At 63.5% G+C, this 24,033-nt stretch carries 25 protein-coding genes, 1 tRNA gene and 1 pseudogene; 13 read left to right on the top strand and 14 right to left on the bottom strand.

Annotated features, from left to right (window positions below):
• Positions 1-213: 213 nt before the first annotated feature.
• Positions 214-873 (top strand): hypothetical protein, encoded by a 660-nt coding sequence (locus J7I89_RS21980; RefSeq protein WP_214974763.1) that lies wholly within the window; start codon positions 214-216, stop codon positions 871-873.
• 191 nt (positions 874-1,064) lie between these two features.
• On the opposite strand, the gene J7I89_RS21985 is transcribed toward J7I89_RS21980, so the two are convergent.
• Positions 1,065-1,373, bottom strand: a complete 309-nt coding sequence (locus J7I89_RS21985; protein ID WP_214974770.1) for a hypothetical protein — start codon at positions 1,371-1,373, stop codon at positions 1,065-1,067.
• 380 nt (positions 1,374-1,753) lie between these two features.
• On the opposite strand from J7I89_RS21985, the gene J7I89_RS21990 reads away from it, so the two are divergent.
• The gene (locus J7I89_RS21990) at positions 1,754-1,900 is read left to right on the top strand and encodes a hypothetical protein (protein ID WP_214974778.1); all 147 of its coding nucleotides are present in this window, start codon (positions 1,754-1,756) and stop codon (positions 1,898-1,900) included.
• A gap of 810 nt (positions 1,901-2,710) precedes the next feature.
• Positions 2,711-3,367 carry a helicase associated domain-containing protein gene (locus tag J7I89_RS21995; protein WP_374102037.1) on the top strand — a complete coding sequence of 219 codons (657 nt, stop codon included), beginning with the start codon at positions 2,711-2,713 and terminating at the stop codon, positions 3,365-3,367.
• Between the two features lie 102 nt (positions 3,368-3,469).
• Here the strand turns inward: J7I89_RS21995 and J7I89_RS22000 are convergent, their stop codons facing one another.
• Together J7I89_RS22000 and J7I89_RS22005 are read right to left on the bottom strand one after the other, a co-directional pair.
• Positions 3,470-3,958, bottom strand: a complete 489-nt coding sequence (locus tag J7I89_RS22000; RefSeq protein ID WP_214974781.1) for a hypothetical protein — start codon at positions 3,956-3,958, stop codon at positions 3,470-3,472.
• 318 nt (positions 3,959-4,276) lie between these two features.
• Positions 4,277-4,666, bottom strand: a complete 390-nt coding sequence (locus J7I89_RS22005) for a hypothetical protein (protein WP_214974783.1) — start codon at positions 4,664-4,666, stop codon at positions 4,277-4,279.
• Between the two features lie 687 nt (positions 4,667-5,353).
• Here J7I89_RS22005 and J7I89_RS22010 point away from each other — a divergent pair.
• On the top strand, positions 5,354-5,644 hold the full coding sequence (locus J7I89_RS22010; protein ID WP_214974785.1) for a hypothetical protein: 291 nt from the start codon (positions 5,354-5,356) through the stop codon (positions 5,642-5,644).
• Positions 5,645-5,808: 164 nt separating this feature from the next.
• On the opposite strand, the gene J7I89_RS22015 is transcribed toward J7I89_RS22010, so the two are convergent.
• Both J7I89_RS22015 and J7I89_RS22020 read right to left on the bottom strand, forming a co-directional pair.
• Positions 5,809-6,522: a PASTA domain-containing protein gene (locus J7I89_RS22015; RefSeq protein ID WP_214974787.1), complete on the bottom strand. Its 714-nt coding sequence runs from the start codon at positions 6,520-6,522 to the stop codon at positions 5,809-5,811.
• Between the two features lie 222 nt (positions 6,523-6,744).
• A pseudogene (locus tag J7I89_RS22020) lies at positions 6,745-7,164 on the bottom strand (helicase associated domain-containing protein); the annotation flags it as partial.
• A 121-nt stretch (positions 7,165-7,285) separates the two neighbouring features.
• Between J7I89_RS22020 and J7I89_RS22025 the strand changes: the two are divergent.
• Both J7I89_RS22025 and J7I89_RS22030 read left to right on the top strand, forming a co-directional pair.
• Complete coding sequence (locus tag J7I89_RS22025) at positions 7,286-7,501, top strand: hypothetical protein (RefSeq protein WP_214974789.1); 216 nt, start codon at positions 7,286-7,288, stop codon at positions 7,499-7,501.
• 100 nt (positions 7,502-7,601) lie between these two features.
• Complete coding sequence (locus J7I89_RS22030) at positions 7,602-7,862, top strand: hypothetical protein (RefSeq protein ID WP_214974791.1); 261 nt, start codon at positions 7,602-7,604, stop codon at positions 7,860-7,862.
• Between the two features lie 61 nt (positions 7,863-7,923).
• On the opposite strand, the gene J7I89_RS25685 is transcribed toward J7I89_RS22030, so the two are convergent.
• Together J7I89_RS25685 and J7I89_RS22040 are read right to left on the bottom strand one after the other, a co-directional pair.
• Positions 7,924-9,141 carry a histidine kinase gene (locus tag J7I89_RS25685; protein ID WP_214974793.1) on the bottom strand — a complete coding sequence of 406 codons (1,218 nt, stop codon included), beginning with the start codon at positions 9,139-9,141 and terminating at the stop codon, positions 7,924-7,926.
• Between the two features lie 168 nt (positions 9,142-9,309).
• Complete coding sequence (locus tag J7I89_RS22040; protein WP_214974795.1) at positions 9,310-10,011, bottom strand: response regulator transcription factor; 702 nt, start codon at positions 10,009-10,011, stop codon at positions 9,310-9,312.
• Positions 10,012-10,219: 208 nt separating this feature from the next.
• Here J7I89_RS22040 and J7I89_RS22045 point away from each other — a divergent pair, with 208 nt between their 5' ends.
• The 4 genes from J7I89_RS22045 to istB (J7I89_RS22060) all read left to right on the top strand — a co-directional run bounded on the left by J7I89_RS22045 (position 10,220) and on the right by istB (J7I89_RS22060) (position 13,809).
• On the top strand, positions 10,220-10,699 hold the full coding sequence (locus tag J7I89_RS22045; RefSeq protein WP_214974797.1) for a hypothetical protein: 480 nt from the start codon (positions 10,220-10,222) through the stop codon (positions 10,697-10,699).
• 150 nt (positions 10,700-10,849) lie between these two features.
• Entirely contained in the window at positions 10,850-11,230 is a 381-nt protein-coding gene (locus J7I89_RS22050) for a hypothetical protein (RefSeq protein ID WP_214974799.1), read from the top strand.
• Positions 11,231-11,480: 250 nt separating this feature from the next.
• Complete coding sequence (gene istA, locus J7I89_RS22055) at positions 11,481-13,031, top strand: IS21 family transposase (RefSeq protein ID WP_214974801.1); 1,551 nt, start codon at positions 11,481-11,483, stop codon at positions 13,029-13,031.
• Positions 13,021-13,809, top strand: a complete 789-nt coding sequence (istB, locus tag J7I89_RS22060; RefSeq protein ID WP_214974803.1) for an IS21-like element helper ATPase IstB — start codon at positions 13,021-13,023, stop codon at positions 13,807-13,809. The genes istA (J7I89_RS22055) and istB (J7I89_RS22060) overlap by 11 nt, the downstream gene beginning before the upstream one ends.
• A gap of 706 nt (positions 13,810-14,515) precedes the next feature.
• Here the strand turns inward: istB (J7I89_RS22060) and istB (J7I89_RS22065) are convergent.
• Both istB (J7I89_RS22065) and istA (J7I89_RS22070) read right to left on the bottom strand, forming a co-directional pair.
• Positions 14,516-15,304: an IS21-like element helper ATPase IstB gene (gene istB, locus J7I89_RS22065; protein ID WP_214974812.1), complete on the bottom strand. Its 789-nt coding sequence runs from the start codon at positions 15,302-15,304 to the stop codon at positions 14,516-14,518.
• The gene (gene istA / locus J7I89_RS22070; protein ID WP_285290261.1) at positions 15,301-16,830 is read right to left on the bottom strand and encodes an IS21 family transposase; all 1,530 of its coding nucleotides are present in this window, start codon (positions 16,828-16,830) and stop codon (positions 15,301-15,303) included. The genes istB (J7I89_RS22065) and istA (J7I89_RS22070) overlap by 4 nt, the downstream gene beginning before the upstream one ends.
• A 1,166-nt stretch (positions 16,831-17,996) precedes the next feature.
• Between istA (J7I89_RS22070) and J7I89_RS22075 the strand changes: the two genes are divergently transcribed.
• Positions 17,997-18,746: a hypothetical protein gene (locus J7I89_RS22075; protein WP_214974814.1), complete on the top strand. Its 750-nt coding sequence runs from the start codon at positions 17,997-17,999 to the stop codon at positions 18,744-18,746.
• Between the two features lie 556 nt (positions 18,747-19,302).
• Here the strand turns inward: J7I89_RS22075 and J7I89_RS22080 are convergent.
• The 5 genes from J7I89_RS22080 to galU all read right to left on the bottom strand — a co-directional run bounded on the left by J7I89_RS22080 (position 19,303) and on the right by galU (position 22,886).
• Positions 19,303-19,375 (bottom strand) — tRNA-Ala (locus J7I89_RS22080).
• A gap of 44 nt (positions 19,376-19,419) precedes the next feature.
• The gene (locus tag J7I89_RS22085; protein ID WP_214974816.1) at positions 19,420-20,220 is read right to left on the bottom strand and encodes an SDR family oxidoreductase; all 801 of its coding nucleotides are present in this window, start codon (positions 20,218-20,220) and stop codon (positions 19,420-19,422) included.
• 30 nt (positions 20,221-20,250) lie between these two features.
• Positions 20,251-21,240: a hypothetical protein gene (locus J7I89_RS22090; protein ID WP_214974823.1), complete on the bottom strand. Its 990-nt coding sequence runs from the start codon at positions 21,238-21,240 to the stop codon at positions 20,251-20,253.
• A 113-nt stretch (positions 21,241-21,353) separates the two neighbouring features.
• Positions 21,354-21,974 carry a GNAT family N-acetyltransferase gene (locus J7I89_RS22095; RefSeq protein WP_214974825.1) on the bottom strand — a complete coding sequence of 207 codons (621 nt, stop codon included), beginning with the start codon at positions 21,972-21,974 and terminating at the stop codon, positions 21,354-21,356.
• Between the two features lie 6 nt (positions 21,975-21,980).
• Positions 21,981-22,886, bottom strand: a complete 906-nt coding sequence (gene galU / locus J7I89_RS22100; protein ID WP_214974827.1) for a UTP--glucose-1-phosphate uridylyltransferase GalU — start codon at positions 22,884-22,886, stop codon at positions 21,981-21,983.
• A gap of 90 nt (positions 22,887-22,976) precedes the next feature.
• Here galU and J7I89_RS22105 point away from each other — a divergent pair, with 90 nt between their 5' ends.
• Complete coding sequence (locus tag J7I89_RS22105; RefSeq protein ID WP_214974829.1) at positions 22,977-23,588, top strand: 5-formyltetrahydrofolate cyclo-ligase; 612 nt, start codon at positions 22,977-22,979, stop codon at positions 23,586-23,588.
• Positions 23,589-23,736: 148 nt separating this feature from the next.
• Complete coding sequence (locus J7I89_RS22110) at positions 23,737-23,994, top strand: FmdB family zinc ribbon protein (RefSeq protein ID WP_214974831.1); 258 nt, start codon at positions 23,737-23,739, stop codon at positions 23,992-23,994.
• The last annotated feature ends 39 nt before the right edge of the window (positions 23,995-24,033 follow it).

The following is a 24,033-nucleotide window of genomic DNA, read 5'->3' on the forward strand; positions in this document are numbered from 1 at the left end:
CGTGGGCGCGGCGGGCGCTGGCCACGCCGGCTGCACGGATTGCGGCCTCGATGGGCCCCGCCGATCCTTCTGCCCGCCCCGTCATTTGCCCATGCTATGCCCGTCCTAGGTGCCAACACAGGTGGTTCCACGGATGCCCCGCGTGCATCCGGCGAGCATCATGAACGAACTGGGCACAAATCAGCAAGCCCCACGACACCAGGGAGAACTCCAATGGCAGGCAAATCAGCTGGAATTGTCCGGCGACTCGGCGCGGTCGGCTTCTGGGGAGGAATCGCCGGCGCGCTTTCTGCACTCGTGTTGATCGTTTATCCGCCAGTGGTTGTCCCGGAGCAGTTCAGCTACCCTTTCAACGCGACCGGATTCACTATTGCGCAGGTGTTCTTTGCGGTGCAACACGTCACGATCGTGGCAGCGGTCATTGCGCTGCTGCTGACCCCGGCTGTCGGATCCTCACGGCTTGCGCGTGCAGGCCTTTGCATTGGCATCGCGGGTCTGGCTTTGCTGGCTCTCCTGGAGCTGGCGGCCATCGCGGCCGCGCACTCCGTTTCCGGGGAACCGCTGTACGGCCTGGTCCAGTCACTCTTCGCGATCCCCACAATGCTCACAGGGATCGGGCTGGTCCTGGGCGGCATCGGTGTCCTTCGGGCTGGCGCCTGGAAGGGGGCGAAGCGATTCCTGCCGCTGGTATTGGGGATCTACGTCTTCGTGGCGCTGATTCCGGCCATCATGGGACCCCACATCGCCGGCCGGATCGGCATCGGGATCTGGGTGCTGCTCTTTGGCCACCTCGGCTGGCTCCTCTGGCGCGGTGACCGGGTCGATGTTGACCGACGAGATGCGGCGAGTGCAGAGACGGTAGGGCAGCCGTGAGAACAGTTCTGCCGTCTGCGCGCTGGCGTGGGCGGCCGGACTCCGCGGCTACATGTCAGAAGTAGCGGGTGCCGAATCCTCCGTCACCTGGGCGGGAACCATGGCCGGAGTCCTCGCACCGGGTGTGGTGGTGGGTGGCCTGTTGGGTTGGGCGGAACACATGCTGCTTCCCCTGGCCATGTCTGCTGTCGTCAACCGTTCTCCCGCCCTGGCAGCGGGGCGCCGTTGAGGAACGCTTCGTACTCGGCCCGCGCGTCCTCATCGATTTCGGGCTGCTGGCTGCTGTACCGGGCATCTGCGCGGTCACGTTTCGGTCCGGAGATCCAAAACTCCTCGCCAGTGTCGACGTCATAGAAGTTGGAGTCGCCACCGTACGGATAGCCCCGGGCCAGTGTGCGGCCACGGAAATAGGCCGTCTGCCATGACTTGAAAAACCGCAGCCTGGCGATCCAGGCCGGCCCGCGATCCGTGTTGTAGCCGGTCTTCAGCTGGATGTACATGATCCTCTCGGGCGTGCCGACATCGTAGCGGCATGCGTGGTCGCAGCAGGACTGTTTTTCTTGATCAAGTCTTGATCGTCGAGCGCGGGGTCATTGATGCTCCTCGAGGAGACTGTCTTAGCGGCAAGGAAGCCGGTCATACGCAGCACTGTCGACGCCGCCGTCACGCCCGCGGAGCACTCCGGCATCGACAAGTAACCCCTAACGTCCCCGCCGTCGTCTGTGGCCCCAAGCACACGGCGGAGGGGGCCCAACCGGAAGGTAAGAATCCTCTCGACCTTGTGCGGTCGTGATGACGGCGCAAGGCCACCCCTTACTGCCATCGAGGCTATCCTCGCTCACCGCGTACGAGTGGCGAGACGGGGGCCTAAGGTATTGGGGTGGAGATTACAGGTACGGTTGAAGACCCCGAGGGTGGCCACAGTCGCGTCACCGCGGCAGGCGCGAGCTACGAAGAGGCCAGGCTGGCACTGGAGGCCATGATCCCGGAGGGCAACAGGCTCATCGTCATTCGAACCACCTTGTAGATCCATTCGCCCGCAGCGCTACGGGTTCGGGTCGTTGCCGTCCCGGCCAGGTACCCCGCGCGGACGAGTCGCTTCCGGACCGTTTCCCAGTTCTGGCCGGTAGCCGCCTCGAATTCGGCCCGTCGTACCCCGCAGGTAGGCCCTGACGAGAAGTGCCTGGTACTCCGGTGCTATCGGACTGTTGCCTGGGTGCCCGTCCCGCCCGGCTTCGAAGCGGCGGAGATCGCTGGTGTCCTCTGCGGAGATTTCTATCGGAGGGATCCGCGGCCCGCGGGGACCGGTAGGTGATAGGGCTGTTCTCGCTCGATGCAGCAGCACACGACCCAGAAGGGCAACGTCGAGCAGACTGTGGTCAGGTCGACGATCGCAGCACCATCTACAAAGGAGCCATTTGTCAGAGCTGCCTCTGACTACGGACAACCATTCCGGCAATGGCCGCTGCTGCACCAATGAGCAAGAGCACCATAGAAATAGTCATTGAAGAGTTATGCATGCCAGGCGTGCAACTCCCCGGGAACCAAGCTGAGCCACAGCTGTATTCATCGTTGAGCATCAATGGCCTGAGCCCGACGATTGACCCCATAGCGAAAACTATCGCACCTACCCCTACAAGTGCGTTGGACCCGGACTTCCTCTTCACGGATACTTCCTGACTGTTGGCTGAATACTCCCTGTCAGCTTATAGGAGCGGGACTGTGGAACTTCGGATTGGTTAGACGTGAGGGGTGCCAGCGGACGGGCCAATCGCGACACCTTCGGTATGTCGGAGGGGGTGATCAGGGAGCGCGCTCAGCTGGCAGGATGGATCCCGTGGCGAAGACGAGGCGGGACGCGGCTCCGAATGCGGAGTGGGTGCTGATGTACCGGGCCGGCCTCACCCGGGCAGGGATCGCCGAACTCGTGAGAGCCCCTGCCTCGACGGTCGGGTACCACCTTCGCATCGCGGTCGGCGGGGATCCCGGACTGCGCCTGGCGCACGAAGCGGCCGCCGCCAGGACAACCATGGTGACCGCCCAGGGCCTGGAGCGCATGCAGCAGCTGGTGGCCCTGGTCCGGGCGACGGGACGCTACCCGTCCACGAACGCAGTGAGCACCTCCGAACGCACCCTGGCGGCGCGGCTTCAGCGCCGGCGGGAGGACGCACAGGCCGGGAACCTGGCGCCGGCCTTCAGGGAGGGCCTTGCGGTCCTGCCTGGCTCGGAGGGCAAGCCGCGTGTAGAAGCCGACGAGAACAGATGGCAGGAGCGGCTGACGGCATTGACCGCATACCGGGCAGCAGGCAATGACTGGCCCCGGCACAAAGCATCCGTCATCGGCGAAGAGCATGAGCTGGGAGTATGGCTGCACACTCAGCGGTACAAGGCCCGCCGGGGGCAGCTCGATCCACAGAAGGCCGAAGCCCTGGACGCCGCCGTCCCCGGGTGGCGGACTGGCAGAAAACGCGGCCGGAGGCCACGTGAAGTCTGAGGCACGGGCCGGCGCGTGTGGCCGTCGCACTCTCGACAGCCACACGCGCGAATGGTGCATACAGGTGGCTGAGTCCCAGACTTCAGTCAGCTGAACCCGAATTTACTTCAGCATCCACACGTCTGTGACATAGTCCTTGCGGCCGTCAGCCGGTGCGAAGTCCGTATAGACCCAGACTCGCAGGTAAGTCCGCCCATAGAACGAGTAGGGCTTGATCCACACGTGCTTGGTGGCCCAACTGTGGTCATAGCGGGCGCGTTCCCATCCGCCTGTCTCCGCATAGGTCCTTCGGGTACCCCAGTCGCAGTCAGTCGGGTGGCACTTGCCAAAGACCCGTATAGTCCCAACGGGATGGTAAGCCCCCTGGTCAGGGCAGCCCCAATCGACAACCACTCGCGTGATCGAATTGGTGTTCGGGTCGGTGTTGTGCCAGCTGCCCGTCGCCGGGCTGGTCCCGATGCACGTCGCCTGGGCAGGAGTGGCGGTCAGCGTGATGCCGACGACCACCAGACCGAGGGCAGTCAGGATTGTGGCGATCAGGGCCGCGGTCACGGGCCTGGCCATGCTGGATCGAATCGTGCTGTGGAACATGAAGGTGTTGCTCCTTCGGTTGAGGGTGGTGCCTTCGGCTTTGCAAGCCTTCTTTTTCGTTATCCCGAATGGTTAGCGGCGCGGCACACGTGCTGACCTGGGAATCGGTTCAGGTTGCGCCCCTGCCTTTGGAAGACAAGCCGGCGCTCAGGAAAAGGTCGGATCAGCGGATCTGTCCCATGAGATGGGCACGTCCTCGGCGACGTTCCATGCGAGCCAGTCGGCGTACGACATCGAGCAGTAGCAGTTGCAGTAGGCGGGCTTGACGACCGGTTCGCCGATGCATGCTGAATGCTCAGGGCGTAAATGTGACATTCGTCAGCCCTTCAGTATTGGACGGCGGCCGCGACGGGGGGCGTCTTGCTGACCAATGGAAAAGCCCTTTGCAGCAACGGCCTCGTCCATACCATGTGGCATGTAGAACCCATGCAGCGTGCCCACGGCAGTTAGAAAGGTGATCAGCGCAAAAATCAATGCGCTGCCCAAGTTGTAAGTGACACCTGTTTGAAGGGCATCTGCGAGTTCGGTGAGGAGCGACGTGACTGTCGAAAGACCGATCAGCAGAGTGGCTTTGAGGCCGGGGTCAGCTAGTTTGTGCGTGATGAAACCCACCACCAAGGGGAGAAGCGCACCCGCTATCAGCTGGATAACCAGCCACATGGGCACATCGAAAACGACGATCCCAGCTCCTCCATCTATGCTTTGCATTGTCTTTCCTTTCAATAGGTCGTAGCTCAAGTGTTCGTCTTTGAAAGGCGGTGCGAATCGATCCCTGGTGGTACTTCAGAGGGCTGACGAAGTCGACCCCGGGGAGACATCCAGGGCGCATGGTTCGATCCTGAGTGGGATAGCCAGCGCCACGCAGGCTGATCCGATCGCGTGCAATTCCCTAAGGGCAGGCACTTGGCTTTTTAGTCTCGCTGGGGCTACTTTCCATGCATCACCGCCAGAGAAGCCGCGCGTTCACCGCGTCCCGATGAAGGCTCGGTGTGGCTGGTCGGGCACAGGCCGTGGCCGCTGCGTACCGTGGGGGTGGTCAACCAGACGGGCGTTGAGCTGGATACCGAGCCAAGGTGAACCTGCACCGCAGGATGTACCCGCCTTGCATCCCCAGATTGACGCGGTGCCAGGGCCGAGATGGCGGAGGGTTCGTCGTAGAGGCCCGCCGCCCGCCAGGGGCAGCCTTACTGGACGCAACGTCTCAGCCGCATCTCGATTCCTTCTTGACGATCTATTCATTTTGATGCTGGCGCCATTCATTTTGATGCTGGCGCCCTTGCCCCTACGGCTCGCCGCCTTCGTTACGGAGCCGACTCCGGCCTGCGTGATTCGATGGAGCCATGACTACAGCTCCCCCAGCCGCTGTCACCGAGGATCTGGACAGCCTCCCAGGCCTTGGACACGACCATTCCGGCCAGGACGGACACCAATCTGCTGGTCGCCACCTGGAACGTCCGGGCGTTCGGGGACCTGACCAACAAATGGGCGGCCGGGCCGAGGGATTCCCCCAAGCGGGACTGGCACGCCGCGGCGTGCATCGCCGAGGTCATCTCCCAATTCGACGTCATCACCCTGCAGGAAGCGCGCCGCAGCACCAAGGCGCTCCGGTTCCCTGCTCGAGCGACTGGGTCCGAATTGGCGGGTCATCGCCTCGGACGTCGCCGAGGGCTTCGCCGGCAACGGTGAACGGCTCGCGTTCCTCTACGACTCTGACCGGGTCCAGCCCATGACGATCCTATGCGGGCCGGCGCTTGACGGCCCGTCAGGGCGAACGTGCTTGATACAAAAAGGAACCGCCGCCCCTCTCATCGGACGACGGTTCCTTGGCGGCGCGGTCATGAGTCGCTGGCTTACTTTGGTTCTTCCGGGCCGGGCAGCACGCCGGACCATCCAGCCCCTCCGGCCTCCGGCATGTACTGCTTGCGCATGATCGAGTCGCCGTCTCCGCCGTCCTCGTAGTACGCAAGAAGGTCCGTCACCTTCGGGTTATACGGGGTGTAGACCCCGGGGATCAGGGCGACAACCTGATCGTCGACGAGCTTGCCCTCGAACCAGCTGGCGACACGGTAGTCGAGGCTGGAGCCGTGGACGATGAGTGGATACCCGGGGAACTGCTTCGGCAGGGTTGCCGCCAGGCCAGTCACTTTGGGTGCTGCGGCGGCTTTAGCTGCGGCGTCTGCTGCTGCCTTCTCCGCCGTGGCCCTGGCCTCGCTGGCAGCCAGGAACTCATCCTGGGTGATGTTGACCGTGACGGCGATGTCCGTGGCGTTGGTGACCTCCCCTGCGGCCGGGACCGTGGAGACAACTTTGACGGTGTCATCCACACCGCCGGTCCACTCCGTGCCGTTCTTGCCGACGATGGACACGACGAAACCGTCGCCGCGGAGCGTGTCCTGGGCGTCCGTGAAGGACTTCCTGGCCAAGTCGGGGATGGCGCGGGCGGTTCGGGTCGGCGTCGCAGACGCGGAGGCAGTGGACGGCGAGGCTTCCTGCGCCCCTCCCCCGCACGCCGTCAGGCCGGCGATGAATGTGGCTGCCAGGACGGCAGAGATGTAGTGCTTCATGTCCCCCAAATTTCTATGGTTCTGGATGCGATGACGACTTCCCCGGTGATGGCCGGGGGTGCGGGTAACCTAACCATATGTGGTTGGTCCGTCAGCCCAGTATTTTGCGCTCCCACCGCCGTAGAGGACTGGGTCGCCACTCCCTGAAAAGCAGAAGCCCCGTCTTAGTCTGACGGTGTACCGCTGCGACCCGACCACCGGCCGGCGCATCCCCAGGAGAGGTCAGGCGAAAGGGTCATCCTTTTCCAGCAGGAGGACCCTGCCGGGTTTCGCGGCGGGGTCGGCAAACGGGTCATCTACGTCTGCCAGGCGAACAGGGCCAGGCTTCGGCGTGCCCGGGAAGCCCCCGAAGGGGTCGACGTCAGCGGGCCGGATCTCGATGACCGCAGGTTCGGTGGGCTTCTGGTGTGTCCCGTCGACCTGTTCTGATTCCCATGGAGCCCGCTTGCCCTTGCGCCACGAAACGTCGAACGCGTCGATTTCAGCAAGCCGTTCCGGGGTGATGGTGCCCAGGCGGAGTGCGTTGCGCTCGGTGTTGATCCATGCGCCCAGATTGTGTCCAGATTCGACGTGCTTGGTGGGAACCGAGGCGTGGCCTTCGCGGGCAATGAAAGCGGAAAGTTTGGTCAGCGCCAGATCCCATTTGGTCTTCCATTTGTCAACGGCCGGGCCGGTCGGCGGCTTGCGTGGACGAGTACACCGCCCTGGAAGCCAGAGTCAACCACAACGGGGCCCTTGACGTCCTGATCGATGGTGATGCCGTGTGTCCGGTGGCTCGGGCCTGACGATGGCTGTGCTGCAGCTGCTCACCCGCTATGCCGGCGAAAACGGCAAGCTGCTGATGACGGCCACGCACCCCAACGGCCGGGTCACGCGCGACCTCGTTTCCGAGACGGGGGAAGTCACGCCGTTCTATCCGGACGCCAGAGACGCTGACCCGGTTACGGCCCGGGCGGTGGCCGGCGAGCCTCGCCCATGACGAGCTGTATCAGGCCCTCAAGCAACGCGGCCGTCAGGTCGGGTATTCGGAGCTTGCGGCCGCCGAGCCGGTCGCCACCCAGACGCCGGCAACGACGCGCGTGAAGATGGGCGAAGGCGCCATCCCCAAGTTCGACGTCGAAGCGGACATCCAGAAGGCCATGACCTCCAAGAAGCCGCCGCGCACCACAGCCAAGACGATGATCTTGGCCGTTGTCATCACAGTGCTCGTGCTGGGCGGGCCGGCGGTACGGGGCTGGATGCTCCTCAACGGCGGCGACGTCCGCGGACCCCTTCCGACCGCAAGGGCATCCGTACCCGCGACGCTCCTGTTCCAACCTTCTGAGGCCCGCTCTGCCTAACGGCGGGGCGGGCTTTTGGTGCCGGGATGGTCGATGCAGTCTCCCAGTATCTTCGCTTCAGTCAAGGCGCCACCGGGATCCTGGCATCGACAACGAACCCGCCGTCTTGAGACCCCCAGGTCACGCTACCGCCTGCCACAGTGACCCGTTCCCGGAGTCCAAGCAGCCCATACCCCGATGTCTTGTCTGATCGTGGCAGGGGCGGCTGGCCCGCTCCGTCATCGGAAACGACAACGCCGAGCGAATCCTGTTCCCAGGTGATCGTGACCGTAGCGTTCGTCCCAGGTCCCGCATGCTTAGTGATATTGGTGAGTGCTTCTTGAACCACCCGATATGCCGCGTGGCCAACGCTGACGCCCAGCTTTCGGGGTTCACCTCTCTCGACGAGGGAAACGTTCACTCCAGCTGTTTGGACAGTGGAGACGAGCTGGCCTACGTCCCCCAATCCGGGAAAGGGCCCGAGCCCATCGCCTGCAGCTGACCCATCCTTAGGCCTTAGAACCCCGAGTAATCGAGCAAGCTCTTGGGTTGCCTCCGTTCCGACGGTCTCAATGACGTCCAGAGCGTGGGCGGCACGGACCGGGTCAGTTTCGATGACTCGACGTCCGCCGGCGGCATGGAGCATCATCACCGTGACAGCATGGGCGACAATGTCGTGAAGCTCATTGGCGATATGGGTCCGCTCAGTTTCAACCGCCGCAAGAGCCTTCCGCTGCTCCTCCTCCAGGGCTGTAATTCGACGACGGCTTCGCCCGGTAATCCACCCCCATGACCAAGCCAGGCCGCCACCAGTTACGCTCCCGAATAGAATCCAGGCATGAGTAGTCACCAGCGTCGGAACGCTTGCTTGAAGCAGTGCGAGCAAGAGAACAGCGGCTAGGGATACAGGTATGGACCGGCGAATTGGCACGTTCGCCGCGACGGCAGCCAACGCCACCAAAACGGTCGCGAAGGGAACATAGCCGCCGTACTCGTATCCGCGTGGGTTGAGGGGACCTCCGAGGAACAACGTCACGAACAGGGTTACGTGCAACATGATTATCGCCAGCACTGCCAGCGGCGCCCGATGTCTCCATATCAGAACCCAGCATCCCGTAAACAGAAAAATGGCTGCAGGCACCCAGGAGTCCGGGATAACCCCAGGGGCATTGATCAGGAAGTTGCTCGCATCGTAGGCAATGGCTATCGCCGCCGTTGCAACATCAGTCGCCCTCACGCGCACGCGGCTGACGGCCCGTTCACCCAGAACAGGATCAGTACGCGAATCCTTGAAAGTCACAGCCTCGCCCTTCGCCTCTGTTAGTCGGTCATACACAGAGACCTCGTCCGTGATACCGCCCTACCAGCAGTCTGCGCCCGCACTGCCTGATCAAACATCAACCCTCGGGATGCAACACGGATACACCGAAAGGTGTACTCGTCCCTGTCCGAACGCTGATATGGGCCGTTAGCGATCGTCCGGCTTTACGAGACCCCATCTGAATGCGGCCACGACTGCTTGGGACCTATCCGTGACTCCGAGCTTCATCAGTATGCGATGCACATGCGTCTTTACCGTCGCTTCGCTAAGAAAGAACTTTTCAGCGATCTGAGAGTTGTTCATGCCGTTCGCGACAGCCGCGAGCACCTCCATCTCCCGCCTGGTCAAATCGTGGAACTCGGCGGTCCTCGGAATCTGGGGCCCAGGTCTGCTGGAAAATTCCTCGAGGAGCCCTTTGGTGACGTTCGGGTCAAGCCAGCCGGCGCCTTTGGACAAAGCACGAATCGCCGCCGCCAGTATCTTCGGGGCTGAATTCTTCAGGACGAAGCCTGAAGCCCCGGCACGAAGGGCCGCATGAACAGCCTCTTCGTCATTGAACGTCGTGAGAATCAGAACGGGAATGGCCCCTGCCCCGTTAAGTCGGAACTCCTCAGAGGTAAGAATCCTCGTAGCAGCGACGCCGTCCATGGTGGGCATTCGAATGTCCATCACGACGACGTCCGGCTGAAGGCCTGCAACAAGTTCTAGCCCTGCTTGGCCGTCTCCAGCCTCTCCTATGACCTCAATGTCCGGTTCGGTTGCTAGCACCAGTGCAAGCCCGGCCCTGATCAACTCCTCGTCATCTATGAGGACAACGCGAAGTTTCCGTGGTTCCTGAGAGTCGCCCACGAAGGTCAGTGGAACTTTGGCTCTGCCTGCATGTCGCAAAGTATCCCGCACAACGGATCAGCTGTCAGCCTGCCGATTGATTCCCCTACACCTCGGGAGGTGCCTCCGAATAGGTTCTCCAGGTCGACGCGAGCCACAGTGCCGGGCGCGCACTCTGGATGCACCTTTCCGAACAGGAAGGGCACCCATACAAAGGAAAGGCACGACAATGACGGATAACACGAGCCTCAGTCGTCGCTCATCACAGCGGCGTGCAAGGAGCGCAGGGCGCGCTATTCAACTGGCCTTGCTCATTCTCGTCGCGGCGCTTGCTCTCTCAGCCTGCACCGACCCTACCCCGGGCACCGAGCCAACCAATACCACCCAAACTGTCGACCCAACCAAAACAAAGACCGCGTCCCGAACCGCCATCCCGGATGAACTTGTCGGCGAGTGGAACGGAGGCCCCGACCCTGGCGAGTTCTGGCTGACACTGACAAACGATGGTCGGTACCAACTATCGAATGCAAGATACGGCTATTCGGATAGTGGAGTCGTCGCCCTTGACCAATCGTCCATGAAGTTCACATCTGAGATCACAGGACGAGAACAGACCCGCCGCTGGACACTCCAAACTTCGCCCGATCTTTATGGCTCCAAATTTTCGATCCTCTCCCTGGACGGCTACAGCTACGTCAAAGAGGCCTGACCTTCAGATCTGCGCAACTTCCAGGGCATCCCAAAAATAGGGGGTGAACTTCGAGCCGACGCAACGATATACGAATCCGGCCGCCACCTAACCGCGCCGCCGGACATCGCAAATAGATCCCAATAAATACGCATTGAAAGAGGAAAGACAATGGCATGGCATCTGCTCGCTTCACGGCAAGTACAAGTAAACGAGCGCGACGAGGATGTGGATACTCACATTGATGTCAGGGCTGGCGACACCCTCATCTTCCACACCAACGGGTCTATATGGTCCGGTGTCTGGTTTACAGGACTCAACGGACCCAACGGCTGGAACCATAGAGATCACGACCCCAAATTCCCGCTACCGGGCGCCCATCCATTTCAACTGTTGGGCAAACTCGACACCGGGTATTTCCCGATTGGCCGTTATGCCCGGCTGGATCAAACGCCCAACCAAGGGCACCTGTACCTGCGAATCAACGATGACGTCCCCGGCAATGGATCTGGTGCTTTCCAAGTCAACGTACAGTGCTACCGAAATGACTAAGCAACAGTGTGTAAGCGGCAACTTTAAACTGACCGGAGACGGAAAATCTGACTGACCGTTCGCGGCAGTGGTTTTGACCAGCGGCGGCAAGCATTTTTGAACAGCAGTCCGCCACCTTTGGTGGTCTCGCGTGCCGGGGATTCCCTTGTCCATCCCTCGTGTCGTTACGGGGAGAGCCCCTTCCTTCCGCGGTGAAATGGCGATGCCAATCGTCTGTATTTCACCCGTCGTGGGAAGGAAGGGGCTTGTTGTGAAGTCTCCAGGAGAGTTCATGGAAATTTTAGCTGCTTATGATTTGACCCGGTCGTACCGGGATGCCGCGAAGATCTGCGGCGTATCGCATAACACGGTGCGCTCGTATGTGAAGGCCCGTCAGGAAGGCGCCCAGGCCCCGGTGGCCCGCCGACGCGGCCGGATGACCGACCCGTTCCTTCCGCAGATGGCCTCCTGGGTGGAGCAGTCCCGCGGGAAGATCCGCGGCGACGTCGTGCATGAGAAGCTCCTCGCTTTGGGGTTCACCGGGTGTGAGCGGTCGACCCGGACCACCCTGGCTGAATTGAAGGCGAAATACCGGGCCCGGAACGTGCGCGTGCACCGTCCCTGGACTCCTGAGCCGGGTCTGTGGCTTCAGTATGACTACGGCGACGGACCCGTCGTTGACGGCGTGAAGACGGTACTGTTCGTCGCTTGGCTGGCCTTCTCGAGGTTTCGCATCGTGATCGCTTTGCGGGATAAGACCATGCCGAGCGTGTTCGCCGCCCTGGACCGGTCGTTTCGCCTGATCGGCGGGGTCCCGACCTACATTTTGACCGATAACGAGAAGACCGTCACGGTCGAGCACGTCGCCGGGATCCCGGTCCGCAACCACCAGATCGTGGCGTTTGCCAGGCACTACTCGACCTCGCTGCAAACCTGCCTGCCGGCTGACCCGGCGTCGAAGGGCGGGGCGGAGAACGCGGTCAAGATCGCCAAAGCCGATCTGGTCCCGCAGGATACGAACCTGCTGCCGAAATACGGGTCTTTCGCCGAGCTGGACGCGGCCTGCGAGGCGTTCATGGAGGACGTGAACTCGCGGGTGCACCGGGCCACACTGGAAATCCCGAAGGACATGCTCCGCGTGCTCGAACGCCCCCGGCTGCATCCGATCCCGGCAACCCCGGTCACGGCGAGTTTCGGACAAACCCGCCAGGTCCCGCCGAACACACCCATGGTCACCTTCGAACAATCCCGCTACTCCGTCCCGCACACCCTGATGGGCCAGATGGTCTGGGTCCGCGGGACCGAGACCGAGGTCGTCATCGTCCACGTCGGAGACACCGGCCCGATCGAGGTCGCGCGCCACAAACTCACCCGCCCCGGCACCCCCGCGATCATCGACACCCACTTCCCGCCCGCCCCTGCCGGGGCGCTGGAACGGGTCATCCGCCCCACCAACAAAGCCGAGGAAGAGTTCCTGGCCCTCGGCGCCGGCGCCGCGCTCTGGCTCAAGGAAGCCGCCGCCGCCGGAACCCAAAAGATCCGGCACAAAATGGAACGCGCCGTCACCCTCGCCAAGGTCCTGGGCACCGACGAAGTCGATAAAGGGCTGGGCGCCGCTGCGGTGCATCAACGCTTCACCCACGAGGACCTGCTCTCCATCGTCAACACCGGCGGCGGGGCACGCCAGAACACCAGCACCACCCACACCGTCACCGACCAGGGCCAATGGCTGAGCCAGGGAACCAGCGGCTGGGCCAACTTCGGCACCACCCCTGCCGCCACCAGTGATGAAGACTTTGAAGGAGCCATCGATGAGCACTAACACCATGACCCCGGCCCTGACCGACACGGCGGTGGAGAACGTGATCGCGCTGATGCGCACGACCCGGATGCCGCACGCCCGCGCTGTCGTCGCCGACGTCCTGGCCACCGCGAAAGCCCAACGCTGGGACCCCACCGAAGTCGTCCGCGTCCTGCTCGAAGCCGAAGCCACAGGCCGGAACCGGTCGATGCTGGCCACCCGCCGCAAACGTGCAGGCTTCCCCACGGGGAAGACCTTCGAGGTCTGGGACGAGGCCCTCTCCACCCTGCCGGCGGCAACAACGTCGTTCCTGCGGACACTGGAATGGGTGCGGCGCCGAGAGAACCTGATCGCCTGCGGGCCCTCTGGCACCGGGAAAACCCTGCTCCTGGAAGCACTCGGCCAGCAGGCCATCGATCAGGGCATGTCCGTGTCCTGGCTCAGCATGGAAGACCTCGGCGCCCTCGTGCGCCGGCACCGCATCGATGACAGCGTCAACAAAGCCATCACCCGCGCCACCAACGTGGACCTGATTTGTATCGATGACATCGGACTCCTCCCGGTTTCCGCCGACGCGGCTGAGGGCTTCTACCGGGTCGTCGAGGCCTCCTACGAGAAGCGCTCCCTGGCGGTCAGCTCGAACATCCACCCCTCCGGGTTCGACGAGCTCATGCCCAAAACCATTGCCACCGCGACCGTGGACCGGCTCCTCCACCACGCCCACCTCTGCCAAACCAGCGGTGAGTCCGTCCGGCTCATGCAAGCCCAAAACGGGAAAGGAACCCGCCCCATAAGCTGACCCCAAAACCTGGTCAGGCGCCCGGCCACCCGGCACGCCCAGGCGCCTGACCCTGTCCAAAAATACCTGCCGCCACCGGTCAAACACCTGCCGCCAGCGGGCAAACCAACATGCCGCCAACGGTCATTTCTAAGTTGCCGTTGACAACAGTGACCTGAAGCCAATTTCGCCGTTGCTCGGAACAGCAAGACCCGTGCCTGGATTGGGGCGGGTTTTGCGCTTGTGCACAGCCTTCCCAGCCATGCAGCACACATGGCACGGATTCGCTGGTGCCAGACCAAGAGCAAAGGTGCCGGAGAGAGGTTCGACCGGCGCAAAGCACACCCTAAGGGCCGGGCAGGCGGTGAGGGAGCTGAATGCCCCAGCCCGGGGTTTAGAGCTCTGCGGGGGCACGCGGCCCTTCCTGTTATTGCACGAGACCGTACGTTCCAGAGGTCGGAGCCAGCCAACACGAGGGCCATCGCGGATGACGGGGCGATCCGGCTCTGGGCTCAGATCAGGCCCAGGAGATGGTGGAACGTCTGGCCTCTGTACCCGTATGTCCTGGCGGAGGTGCTCCTGTTCTTCCTCGCATGTCAATGGTCATGAGTTTCTGCCCACGGGCGGCCAGTTAATGTGCCCGCTGGTGGCCAGTAGAACTGCCCGGTGATGGCCAATAGATCTGCCCACTGAGTGGTTCGGCGGGATTGGCCATCGTTTGGCTGGTTTAGTTCAGTTGGGTGACTCCTTTACCGGTGAGGGCCTGGGTGAGGCGGATGGAGTCGCCGCTGGTCTGGCAGACGTGGGCGTGGTGCAGGAGCCTGTCGACGGTGGCGGTCGCCAGGGTTTTGGGCATGAGCTCGTCGAAGCCTGCGGGGTGCAGGTTTGAGCTGATCGCGATAGAGCGTTTTTCGTAGGCGGCGTCCACGACCCGGTAGAGGCCTTCAGCGGCGTCGGTGGCCACCGGCAGGAGGCCGATGTCATCGATCACGACGAGCTCGGCGCGCAGGATTCTGGCGACGGCGCGGGTGACGCTGTCATCGGTGCGGTGCGCCCGGATCAGGGTGCCGAGGTCCTCGAGCCTGAACCAGGCCACGCGCATGCCGGCTTCGACGGCTTGCTGGCCGAGGGCTTCGAGGAAGAAGGTTTTCCCGGTGCCGGAGGGTCCGCAGACGACGAGGTTTTCCCTGCGGGTGATCCATTCCAGGGTGCGCAGGGCCTGCTGGGTCGGCGCCGGGATGGACGAGGCTGCGGGGTCCCAGGCGTCGAAGGTTTTGCCCGTGGGGAATCCTGCTGCTTTGCGCCGGGTGGCGAGCATGGACCGGGCCCGGCCGGCGGCTTCCTCGGTGAAGAGGGCCTTGATGACCTCGGTCGGTTCCCAGCGCTGGGCGCGTGCGGTGGCGATGAGTTCCGGGGCGAGGGCGCGGGCGTGGGGCATCTTCAGCTGACGCATCAACGCTTCGAGGTCTGTCGGCAGGGCCGGGGCGGTGGTGTTCGTGGTGCTGACCGGGCTCATCGGTTCTGCTCCTTCGAGGCGGTGGAGGGTCCGGCGCCCATGGCGGCCCAGGCACTGGTGCCCTGGGTCAGGGACCGGGTCTCGTCCGCGGCGTGGGTGGTGGTGCGTCTGACGTTGGTGTTCAGGATCGATGCCAGGTCCTGGTGGGCGAAGCGGCCGTGGAATGCCGCGGTGCCCAGGGCCCGGTCCACCCTCTCACTGCCGGCGATTTTCGCCAGGGTCACGGCTTCGGTCATTTTCACGTTCATCCGTGGCGTGCCGGCCGCGGCGGCTTCCAGCAGCCAGGTCCTGGCGCCCTCGCCGATGGCCAGGAACTCGGCCTCACCGGCGTTGCGGGCCTTCACGGCATAGTCGCCCGGGATCCTGGTCCTGGTTCCGGGGAAGTGCTCGTCGTTGATGGCGGGGCTGCCGGGCCTGGCCCGGTCGTGACGTGCAACCTCGACCGGACCTGCGGCGCCGTGGTGGACGATGATGACTTGTTCATCGGGCCCGGTGCCGTGGGCGCGGACGAACACCCGTGCGCCAAGCAGGTGCGCGGGCACGGAGTACTGGGCGTTTTCGAAGGTGACCATCGGGGTGTTCTCCGGGACGCTGCGGGAGAGCCCGAAGGCGACCGTATGGGCGGTATCCGGGATGCGGTGCAGCCGGGGCTGTTCCTCAGCCAGCACGGTGGCGGGTTTGCGGCGGGTCGCGCGGTGTTCCCGGTTGTTGACCTCGTCCATGAACGCCTCGCACGCCGCCTCCAGCTCCCCGAAGGAGGCGTAATCACCGCGCAGATTGGTGTCTTTGGGCACGAGATCGGCCTTGGCCAGTTTCACGCTAGCTTCGACCCCGCCTTTCGTGGCGGGGTCCGCCGGCTGGCAGGTCAGCACGGTGACCCCGTACTGGCGGGCGAAGTCCAAGGTCTGCTGGTTCCGCACCGGAACCCCGGCGACATGGGCGGTGGTGACGGTTTTCTCGTTATCGGTCAGCACATAGGTCGGTGCCCCGCCCAGGATCCGGAAGCACCGGTCCAGCGCGGCGAACACGCTCGGCGCGGTCCGGTCCCGCAGCGGGATCACGATCCGGAACCGGGAGAACGCCAGCCAGGCCACGAACAGGATGGTCTTCACCCCGTCGATACGGGGCCCGTCGCCGAAGTCATACTGCAGCCACATCCCCGGCTCGGTGATCCACGGCCGGTGCACCCGCACGTGTCCCAGCCGCCACGCGGCCTTGACCTGCGCGATCGCCCGGCGGGTGGACCGCTCCGACCCCGCGTAGCCCAGGGCGAGGAGCTTCTCGTGGGCCTTGTCGGCCCGGATCCGACCCTTGGACGCCTCGATCCATTCCTCGATCTTGGGCAGGAACGCGTCGGTGACACGGCCCCGCGCCGGCGGTTCTCCGATTGGCCGGCCGGCGTCCCGGGCAGCGACATGCCTGGCAAAGGTGTGGTGGGAACAGCCCGTCAGTTCCGCTGTTGCACGCAACGATCCGGTCAGATCGTAGGCAGCAAGAATTTCCATGATTTCTCCGTCAGACTTCATACAGGGCCTCTTCCTGAGTGACTTTGGTGCGCTTCGACACCGTCATCAAATCCCAGGGAGAGGCCTTCACCGCTTAAGGCGCGGTCGGTTCAGTAAGGAAGTGGGCAGATCTCATGGCCACCGGTGGGCAGTTTTACTGGCCGTCAGTGGGCATTTTCGTGGCCGCCTATGGGCAGTTTTTCATGGCCGCTAACACTCGCACAAGCCATCGCCCCATGACTCGACAGGTGATCACCAAGAATGTCTAAAACTGATCACCAAGAATGTCTAAAACTTTTTTCAGTCCACAGGCCGCGTTGAGAAGCTCGGACCCATCCTCGGCGTCGCCGGCCTGATCATCATCGGAAGTGGCTGCTGCTCGTCGCCACCACAGGCGCTGTGGCCCTCACCATCTAGCAGGGATTGGCGGGGTTTTTGCTGCTCGCCCTGATCGGCGGGCTCCTCGGCCGACTCTAAACCCTACGAAAAAAGCCCTACCGCGGTCCCCATTTATTCGGGTTCCTGCGGTGGGGCTTTCTTTGTTTAACGCGAGGCTGTGGATAAGGCTGTGGATGGTTCTGTGGATAGTTATGTGATTCAGTGCTCTGTACGCCGAATCAGGGGTTATCCACAGTTTCGAGCAGGCTCTGTGTACCGCGAGAACACTATGCAGGATGGGGAAATCCCCAATGTTCCGGCTACGCTTTGAGCGTTAGAGAGGTAGCTGCACAGTTTCTGGCGCTGGGAATACGACAGGTGTAATCCTGACGCACGCCAATGTCAGAAATTGTCGCTACCCTAGCAATGTAAGAGCCGGTGTCCCAGAAGTTTGGCGACGGAGGGACACCGGCTAAGGACACCCGTTGATAGGTGTGTCTCTGCTCATGGTAGCCGCGCGCCTTGCGTGTCCGCAAACTATGGTAGGGCGCTCCGGGAAGTAGTCACTGCATGGCCAGGAAGAAACCAAACCGTTGCCGGCGCGATCACAGGAAGGCGGACCATCAGCTTACGCGGCTGGTGGCCCCTCTCCTGTACGTGGCGGCTAGCCTTATCCATCTGATCAAGTAACACCTACTCGCCGCTGGCCCACCCTGCCAAGGTTTCTTGGTGGTGGGCCAGCCGGCTGACTCAGCGGCATCGGCGAGGCGCCGCAGCCGGGTGCCCGGCAGTTGTGTAAGGATCATCGCATGAGCGAGCCACCGGGTGATCAAGGGACAGAGCGAACAGGCATCTCCAAACTGTTCGGGGAGCATTTCGCCCTTGCTGCTTCTGCGGCGCTAGTACTGCTGTCCGTTGTCCGGGTCTACTACTTTTCGGCGTTCAGCCCTGACGTGGCGCTCACAGTGCTCTCCGTAGTTAACCGAACCCAAGTCCTGGTATCTACGCTCCTGAACTTCCTGGCTGTTTTCGCCCCATTCCTGATCTTCATACGGCCTTATCGCAAATGGTTTTTCGCCGGATACAACCCTGGCGCCTCCACCTCTGTGAGAATGATCGCCGCGGTAGCATGCCTGCCTCTCGCGCCGCTTTTGGCTTCGGCCCTATCGCCTGTGGCGCTGGCCAGCATTGGTGCAGGTGTGCTCATTGTCTGGGCCGTCAGCGGCGAAGACCGCAGACGTAAGGAGCTGCGCCGGTCCGTCCTGGCCTTAATCGCGACGGTGGCGACGATTTTGATGCTCATCCTTCCGTGGCAGCCGCTGGAAAAGATCACGCTCCAATCAGCGGACAATCCGGTGGTGGGGTACGTGATGGGGGAGCAGGCTGGCAAGACGCTGATCATTGACCGTTTCCGCCAGCCCCTTTGGATCAAGAGCGACGAAGTCAATGGCCGAGAACTGTGCGCTAAGAAAGACACCTGGCTGGGCATAACCTTGTCTACGCATATCAGCAACCTGATTAACAGGCCCCCGCGCCCCCAAGGCGTCGACTGCTCGTAGCCGGATCAGTGCGACACGTAGTTGCCGTGCCATTCACCCTCTGCTGGGCGCGCCTAACCTGTCTGGCGGGCACCCAGCAGTTGAGGTGGTTAATGTTGTCGTCGGACCAGGTGACGGAAACTTCCTCGGAAGACCAGTGGCCGGCGTAGCCATGCACCTCCACCGTCCGCCGTCAGGCAGCTGGAGCACGGCGACCACCTTGGGTTCCTCGCCATAGGTGAAGCGGTGCACTCCCTGTCGCCAAACACGGGGACCATCGACTCGTACGTGCAGTCGACGCCGTCCTGCCGCCAGCTGATCGTGTTGGTTTTCACGGGTCCATCGTATGGCTACCCGGCAGCGCGCATGGAGACGAGAAGCACATCGGCCTTCGTCTCTTTGCCGTCGGCTTCCAGCCCCAGATGGCCTCAACACTACCGAATCGCCGGTATCAGGTCTCACTACAATGAGCCCATGACTATCGCATCTACAGCTCCCCCAGCGGCAATTTCTGGGCCAAAGTGTTATCAAAGTGTTTGTTCTGGAGACCCAAAGACGCAGAATCCCCTGCAATTCGTGGAGCTAAGGGGATTCGAACCCCTGACCTCTTCGATGCGAACGAAGCGCTCTACCAACTGAGCTATAACCCCGGGGCGCCACTGCCAGAAGCAACCGCAACGCCGGTTTCCTTAGGCTACAAATTTTCCGTCCGCTTTTCCAGCCAGCCTTCGAATGTCTCGCCTCCGTGGCGCTCCCCGGGCGCCAGGTTTCTGCCTTCGCGCAGGAATCTGCCCATGGAGCCGGGCAACGGGAACACTGCCACAACTCCCCTGGCGCCCGTCACCCGCTTCCACGTGCGCGCCAGGGCTCTCATGCCTTCGATCTCCGGGCCGCCTACCGTTCTCAGGCTGTGCCGGTCGCCGGCCGGCGACTCAACGGCCGCTTCAATCAGCGCGGCGGCAACATCGGCCGGGGAAATCGTCTGGAACCGAGTGCCCCTGATCACAGGAATCAGGCCAACACGGGACCCTGCGGCGAAAAGCCCGGCCACGAGGCTGTGGAACTGTGTGGCGCGCACTGTCACGGTTTCGAGCTGCGAACGTGCGTACACCCGTTCCTTGTCCGCTTTCGACCGGTAGAAGCCATAAGTACTCTGATCGCAGTTAATGATGGAGAGGAGGACCGCCCTTCCGACGCCGGCCGCGATGGCCTCGGCAAGCAACAACGCACCGCCGGCGGCAAACCTCCTCAGGGCTTTGCCTGATTGCCCCTCGAGGCAATCGATGACGACGTCGGCACCCGCCAGCGCTTCCGCGAGCCCTTCGCCGGTGGTGACGTCCGCGCGGAAGTACGTGGCGCCGTCGTGGTGTTCCGGAGAACCTTCCGGCGGCGGGTTGCGGCTGAGGACGGCGACGGTGTGCCCGCCGGACAGCGCCTGGCGCACCACTTCGCGGCCGACCTCGCCGGTGCCGCCGGCAACGCAGATGCGGGTCATGACCTGTGGCTGCACTCGGCGCGAGGCGAGCTACGCGCGGCGACGCTGCAGGACGTCGTCCAGGTTGCTCAGCGCGCTCTGCGCCTTGGTCAGGGGCCGGGCGGGGCCGGCGTTCGGCGATGCGACGGCGGGCGCAGCGGCAGGGCCCTGCTTGAGCGAGGGCTTGCCGACGGCCTTGGGAGACTCGGGCAGATCGAGGGGTTCGGGGGCAGGGCGATCTGCCTTCGCGGCCTCAACGTAGGTCGGTTTCGGAACTTCCACGGGCTCCCAGCTGGTGTTTTCAGCCGTTGCCGTGGCCGCCGTCGCCGGTCCGCTGGCAGCCTGGGCGCTGTTGTCTCCCGCTGCAAGGGCCACAGCCAGGGCGGCCTCGCGGAGTTCCACCGCCGTCAGGGGCTTGGGCCGGGGGGCGGCGGCTTCGGCGTCGAAGAGGGTACTTTCGCGCTGGACGGCGACTTCACCGGACGGGGCAGGACCCGAATGCCGCTCCGTGCGAACAGTGTTTTCAGCCCGGGATCCCATGGCTGCACGGAATGCGGCGTTCATCTTCTTCCGGCGGTCCCGGACGGCGAGCCGGCGCAGCAGCACGACGGCGGCGGCGCCTGCCAGGAACGCCACGGCGGGGAGCCAGGGATTTCCGAGGCCGAAGATCCGCAGGACGCCGCTGACCACCGCGGTGATGACGGACAGCAACCCGGCGAGGGCGATGGCTGTCCGCCCGTAGCGGATCCGGAAGGCACCGCCGTCCTTTGCGGCCGGCTGGCGGGCGGACGTGGCCGGCGTGAAGCCGGCTGCGGATTCGCTGCTCTTCCTGGTGTCCATGCGTTTCTCCTGCTGGGCGGTCATATGTGCGACCCTCCCGGCTTGCGGGTTTGCAGTTTCGGCGTCAACGGTCTCCATCATCAGGTCGCCGGCAGCCTGGAACTGATGCCGGCGGTTGCGAAGCACGTAGGGGGCAACCCATACAATCCAGAGCGCAACAGCAACCACAAGGATGACTGAGCTGCTAAGGGGGAAGTCCACATACAAAACCGTATGAGGAATAGGCGACCGGGTGTGGCATTCGTCTCGGTGTGTCGCGGGCGGGCTCTCAAATCAATGGACTTATGCCGCAGAAGTTTCGCGGCTCCGGCCCCTCAAGCCGGCCTGCTGCGGAGCCACGGCCCGAGAAGTCCTTCCGGAACTTCCTCGGACGTCAGCGCGAAGGTGCGGTGGTCCGCCCATTCCCCGTTGATGTGCAGGAACCGTGGCCTGTAGCCCTCGTCGCGGAAGCCGAGCTTCTCCACGACACGGAGGCTGGGACCGTTTTCCGGCCGGATGTTGATTTCCATGCGGTGCAGACCCAGCGTCTTGAAGCAGTGGTCCGTTGCCATGGCGACAGCGGTGGGGGCGATACCTTGCCCTGCCCTGGCCTCGTCCACCCAGTAGCCAAGTGTTGCCATCATGGCCGAGCCCCAGACGATGTTGGACACAGTCAGCTGGCCCACGATGACCGGATCGCGGAACCCGGGGGTCCAGGCCGTGATCAGGAAGGGCAGGGCCGTTGCCTGGGCCGCCTGGGCGTTCAGGGACTTCACCATCTGCCGGTAATCGGGCAGCGCACCCCCCGGCGCAGGGTTGGATGCCTCCCAGGGTGCGAGCCACTCGCTGTTGCGCGTACGGACCTCCGTCCATTCCTTGCGGTCACGGTGGCGAATGGGACGCAGGACGATGTCCCCGCACTCCAGCGTGACCGGCCAGATGTGGCTGACCCTCATGGAAGGTTACTTGTTCAGTCCGGCGGTGAACTCCGGCAGCCATGCACGCAGGCCGGGGCCAAGGTCGTCGCTGTCAATGGCGAGCTGGACACAGGCCTTGAGGTAGCTGAGCTTGTCGCCGGTGTCGTACCGCCGGCCGCGGAAAATCACGCCGTACACGCCGTAGCCGTCTCCGTTGCTGGCAGCCAGTTCCTGCAGCGCATCCGTGAGCTGGATTTCGCCGCCGCGTCCGGGTTCGGTCCGTTCGAGCACATCGAATACTGCCGGGTGGAGCACATACCGCCCGATGATCGCCAGGTTGGAGGGAGCCTCGTCGACGTCCGGCTTTTCCACGAGCTTGTTGATCCGGACAAAGCCCTCGCCGTCGATCTCAGCAATATCGGCGCAGCCGTACGCGCTGATCTGGGAGGGATCCACTTCGATGAGAGCCACGACGGAACCGCCGGTCTTGGCCTGGACCTCGATCATGGTGCTCAGCAGTTCATCGCGGGCATCGATCAGGTCGTCACCCAGCAGCACGGCGAACGGCTCGTTTCCCACGTGCTGGCGGGCGCGCAGGACAGCGTGGCCCAGCCCTTTGGGGTCGCCCTGGCGGACGTAGTGGATGTCCCCCAGGTTGCTCGCTGCCTGGATCGACTCCAGCTTGGCGGTATCTCCCTTGGCCTCCAGAGTCGCTTCCAGGGCGGGAACGCGGTCGAAGTGGTCCTCGAGGGCGCGCTTGTTGCGTCCGGTGATCATCAGGACGTCGCTCAGGCCAACTTTGACGGCCTCTTCGACGACGTACTGGATCGCCGGCTTGTCGACCACCGGCAACATCTCCTTGGGCATCGCCTTCGTGGCGGGCAGGAACCTGGTGCCGAGGCCCGCTGCGGGGATAACGGCCTTGCGGACTGAACAATTAGTGGAAGTCACTCGACTAATCTATCGGAGGGAACATTCATACGGTAAATGCTTCCGGCAGTGGCCCGGCCGGACTCCTGCCACGACAAAGGACGGCCCGCCATGTCACCAGAGAACCCGCCGGCTAAGGATGAGATCCGTTCGAGGCACCGGAAGCTGCGGGCGGGCATGCCGGCCGGTGCCCGGTCGGAGGCCGCAGAGGGAATTGCCGCCCATGGCCTGGCGTGGGCCGAGACGATCGCGGACGGCAGGCCGGCGACGTTCACCGCCTATGTTGGCGTGGCCTTCGAACCGCCAACACTCCGCCTGATCACCGCTCTCCACGAGGCCGGACACAGGGTGTTGCTTCCCGTCTGCGAACCGGACCGCGCCCTGAGCTGGGTGTTTTGGTACCCCGCCACCGAATTTGTCCGCAGCAGGTACGCGCCCATCCAGGAGCCGGCCGGAGAGCGCCACGGCCTCGAGGTCATGAAGGAGGTGGCTGCCATGTTCCTCCCCGCCACGGCCGTGGACATGAGCGGCAACCGGATCGGGCAGGGCGGCGGGTACTACGACAAGTTCCTGGCGGAGGTGGACGCCACCGGCATGCACGTCCCCAGGGCCGCTGTCATCTACGACGCGGAACTCCTGCCCGTGTCGGCCATCCCGGCTGAAAGCTTCGACCGGCCCGTCGATGCGGTTCTCACGCCATCGGGCGTCGTCCCGCTGGCGTGAAAGCGGCCTCGGCGGGGTGATAGAATTGGCACTCAGGCCCTGCGACTGCTAAAGGGGTCATTTCCGCCGCGGACGTCCGTCACGGAACGTCCGGGAAATGAAGCTTGGCAGCACGGGACCTGTCGTTTGTCCACGAGGAGGATCCACAGTGCCCACGTATGCCTATGCCTGCAAGGATTGCAGCCATGCCTTCGACATCGTGCAGTCATTCACTGACAGCACTCTGACGTCCTGCCCCCAGTGCGAGGGAACCCTTCGCAAGAAGTTCAACACCGTCGGCGTTGTCTTCAAGGGATCCGGGTTCTACCGGACAGATTCGCGCGACGCCAAGGGCAGCACGGTCTCGCCGTCACCGGCAGCTTCGGCCCCCGCCGCGCCCGCCGCCTCCGCCGCTTCCGCCACCTGACGCCGCCCGGATGGCCTGCCGGAGCTCCGGCAGGATATC

Origin of the sequence: Arthrobacter sp. ISL-5, from assembly GCF_018613835.1 — a bacterium.
Lineage (GTDB): Bacteria > Actinomycetota > Actinomycetes > Actinomycetales > Micrococcaceae > Arthrobacter.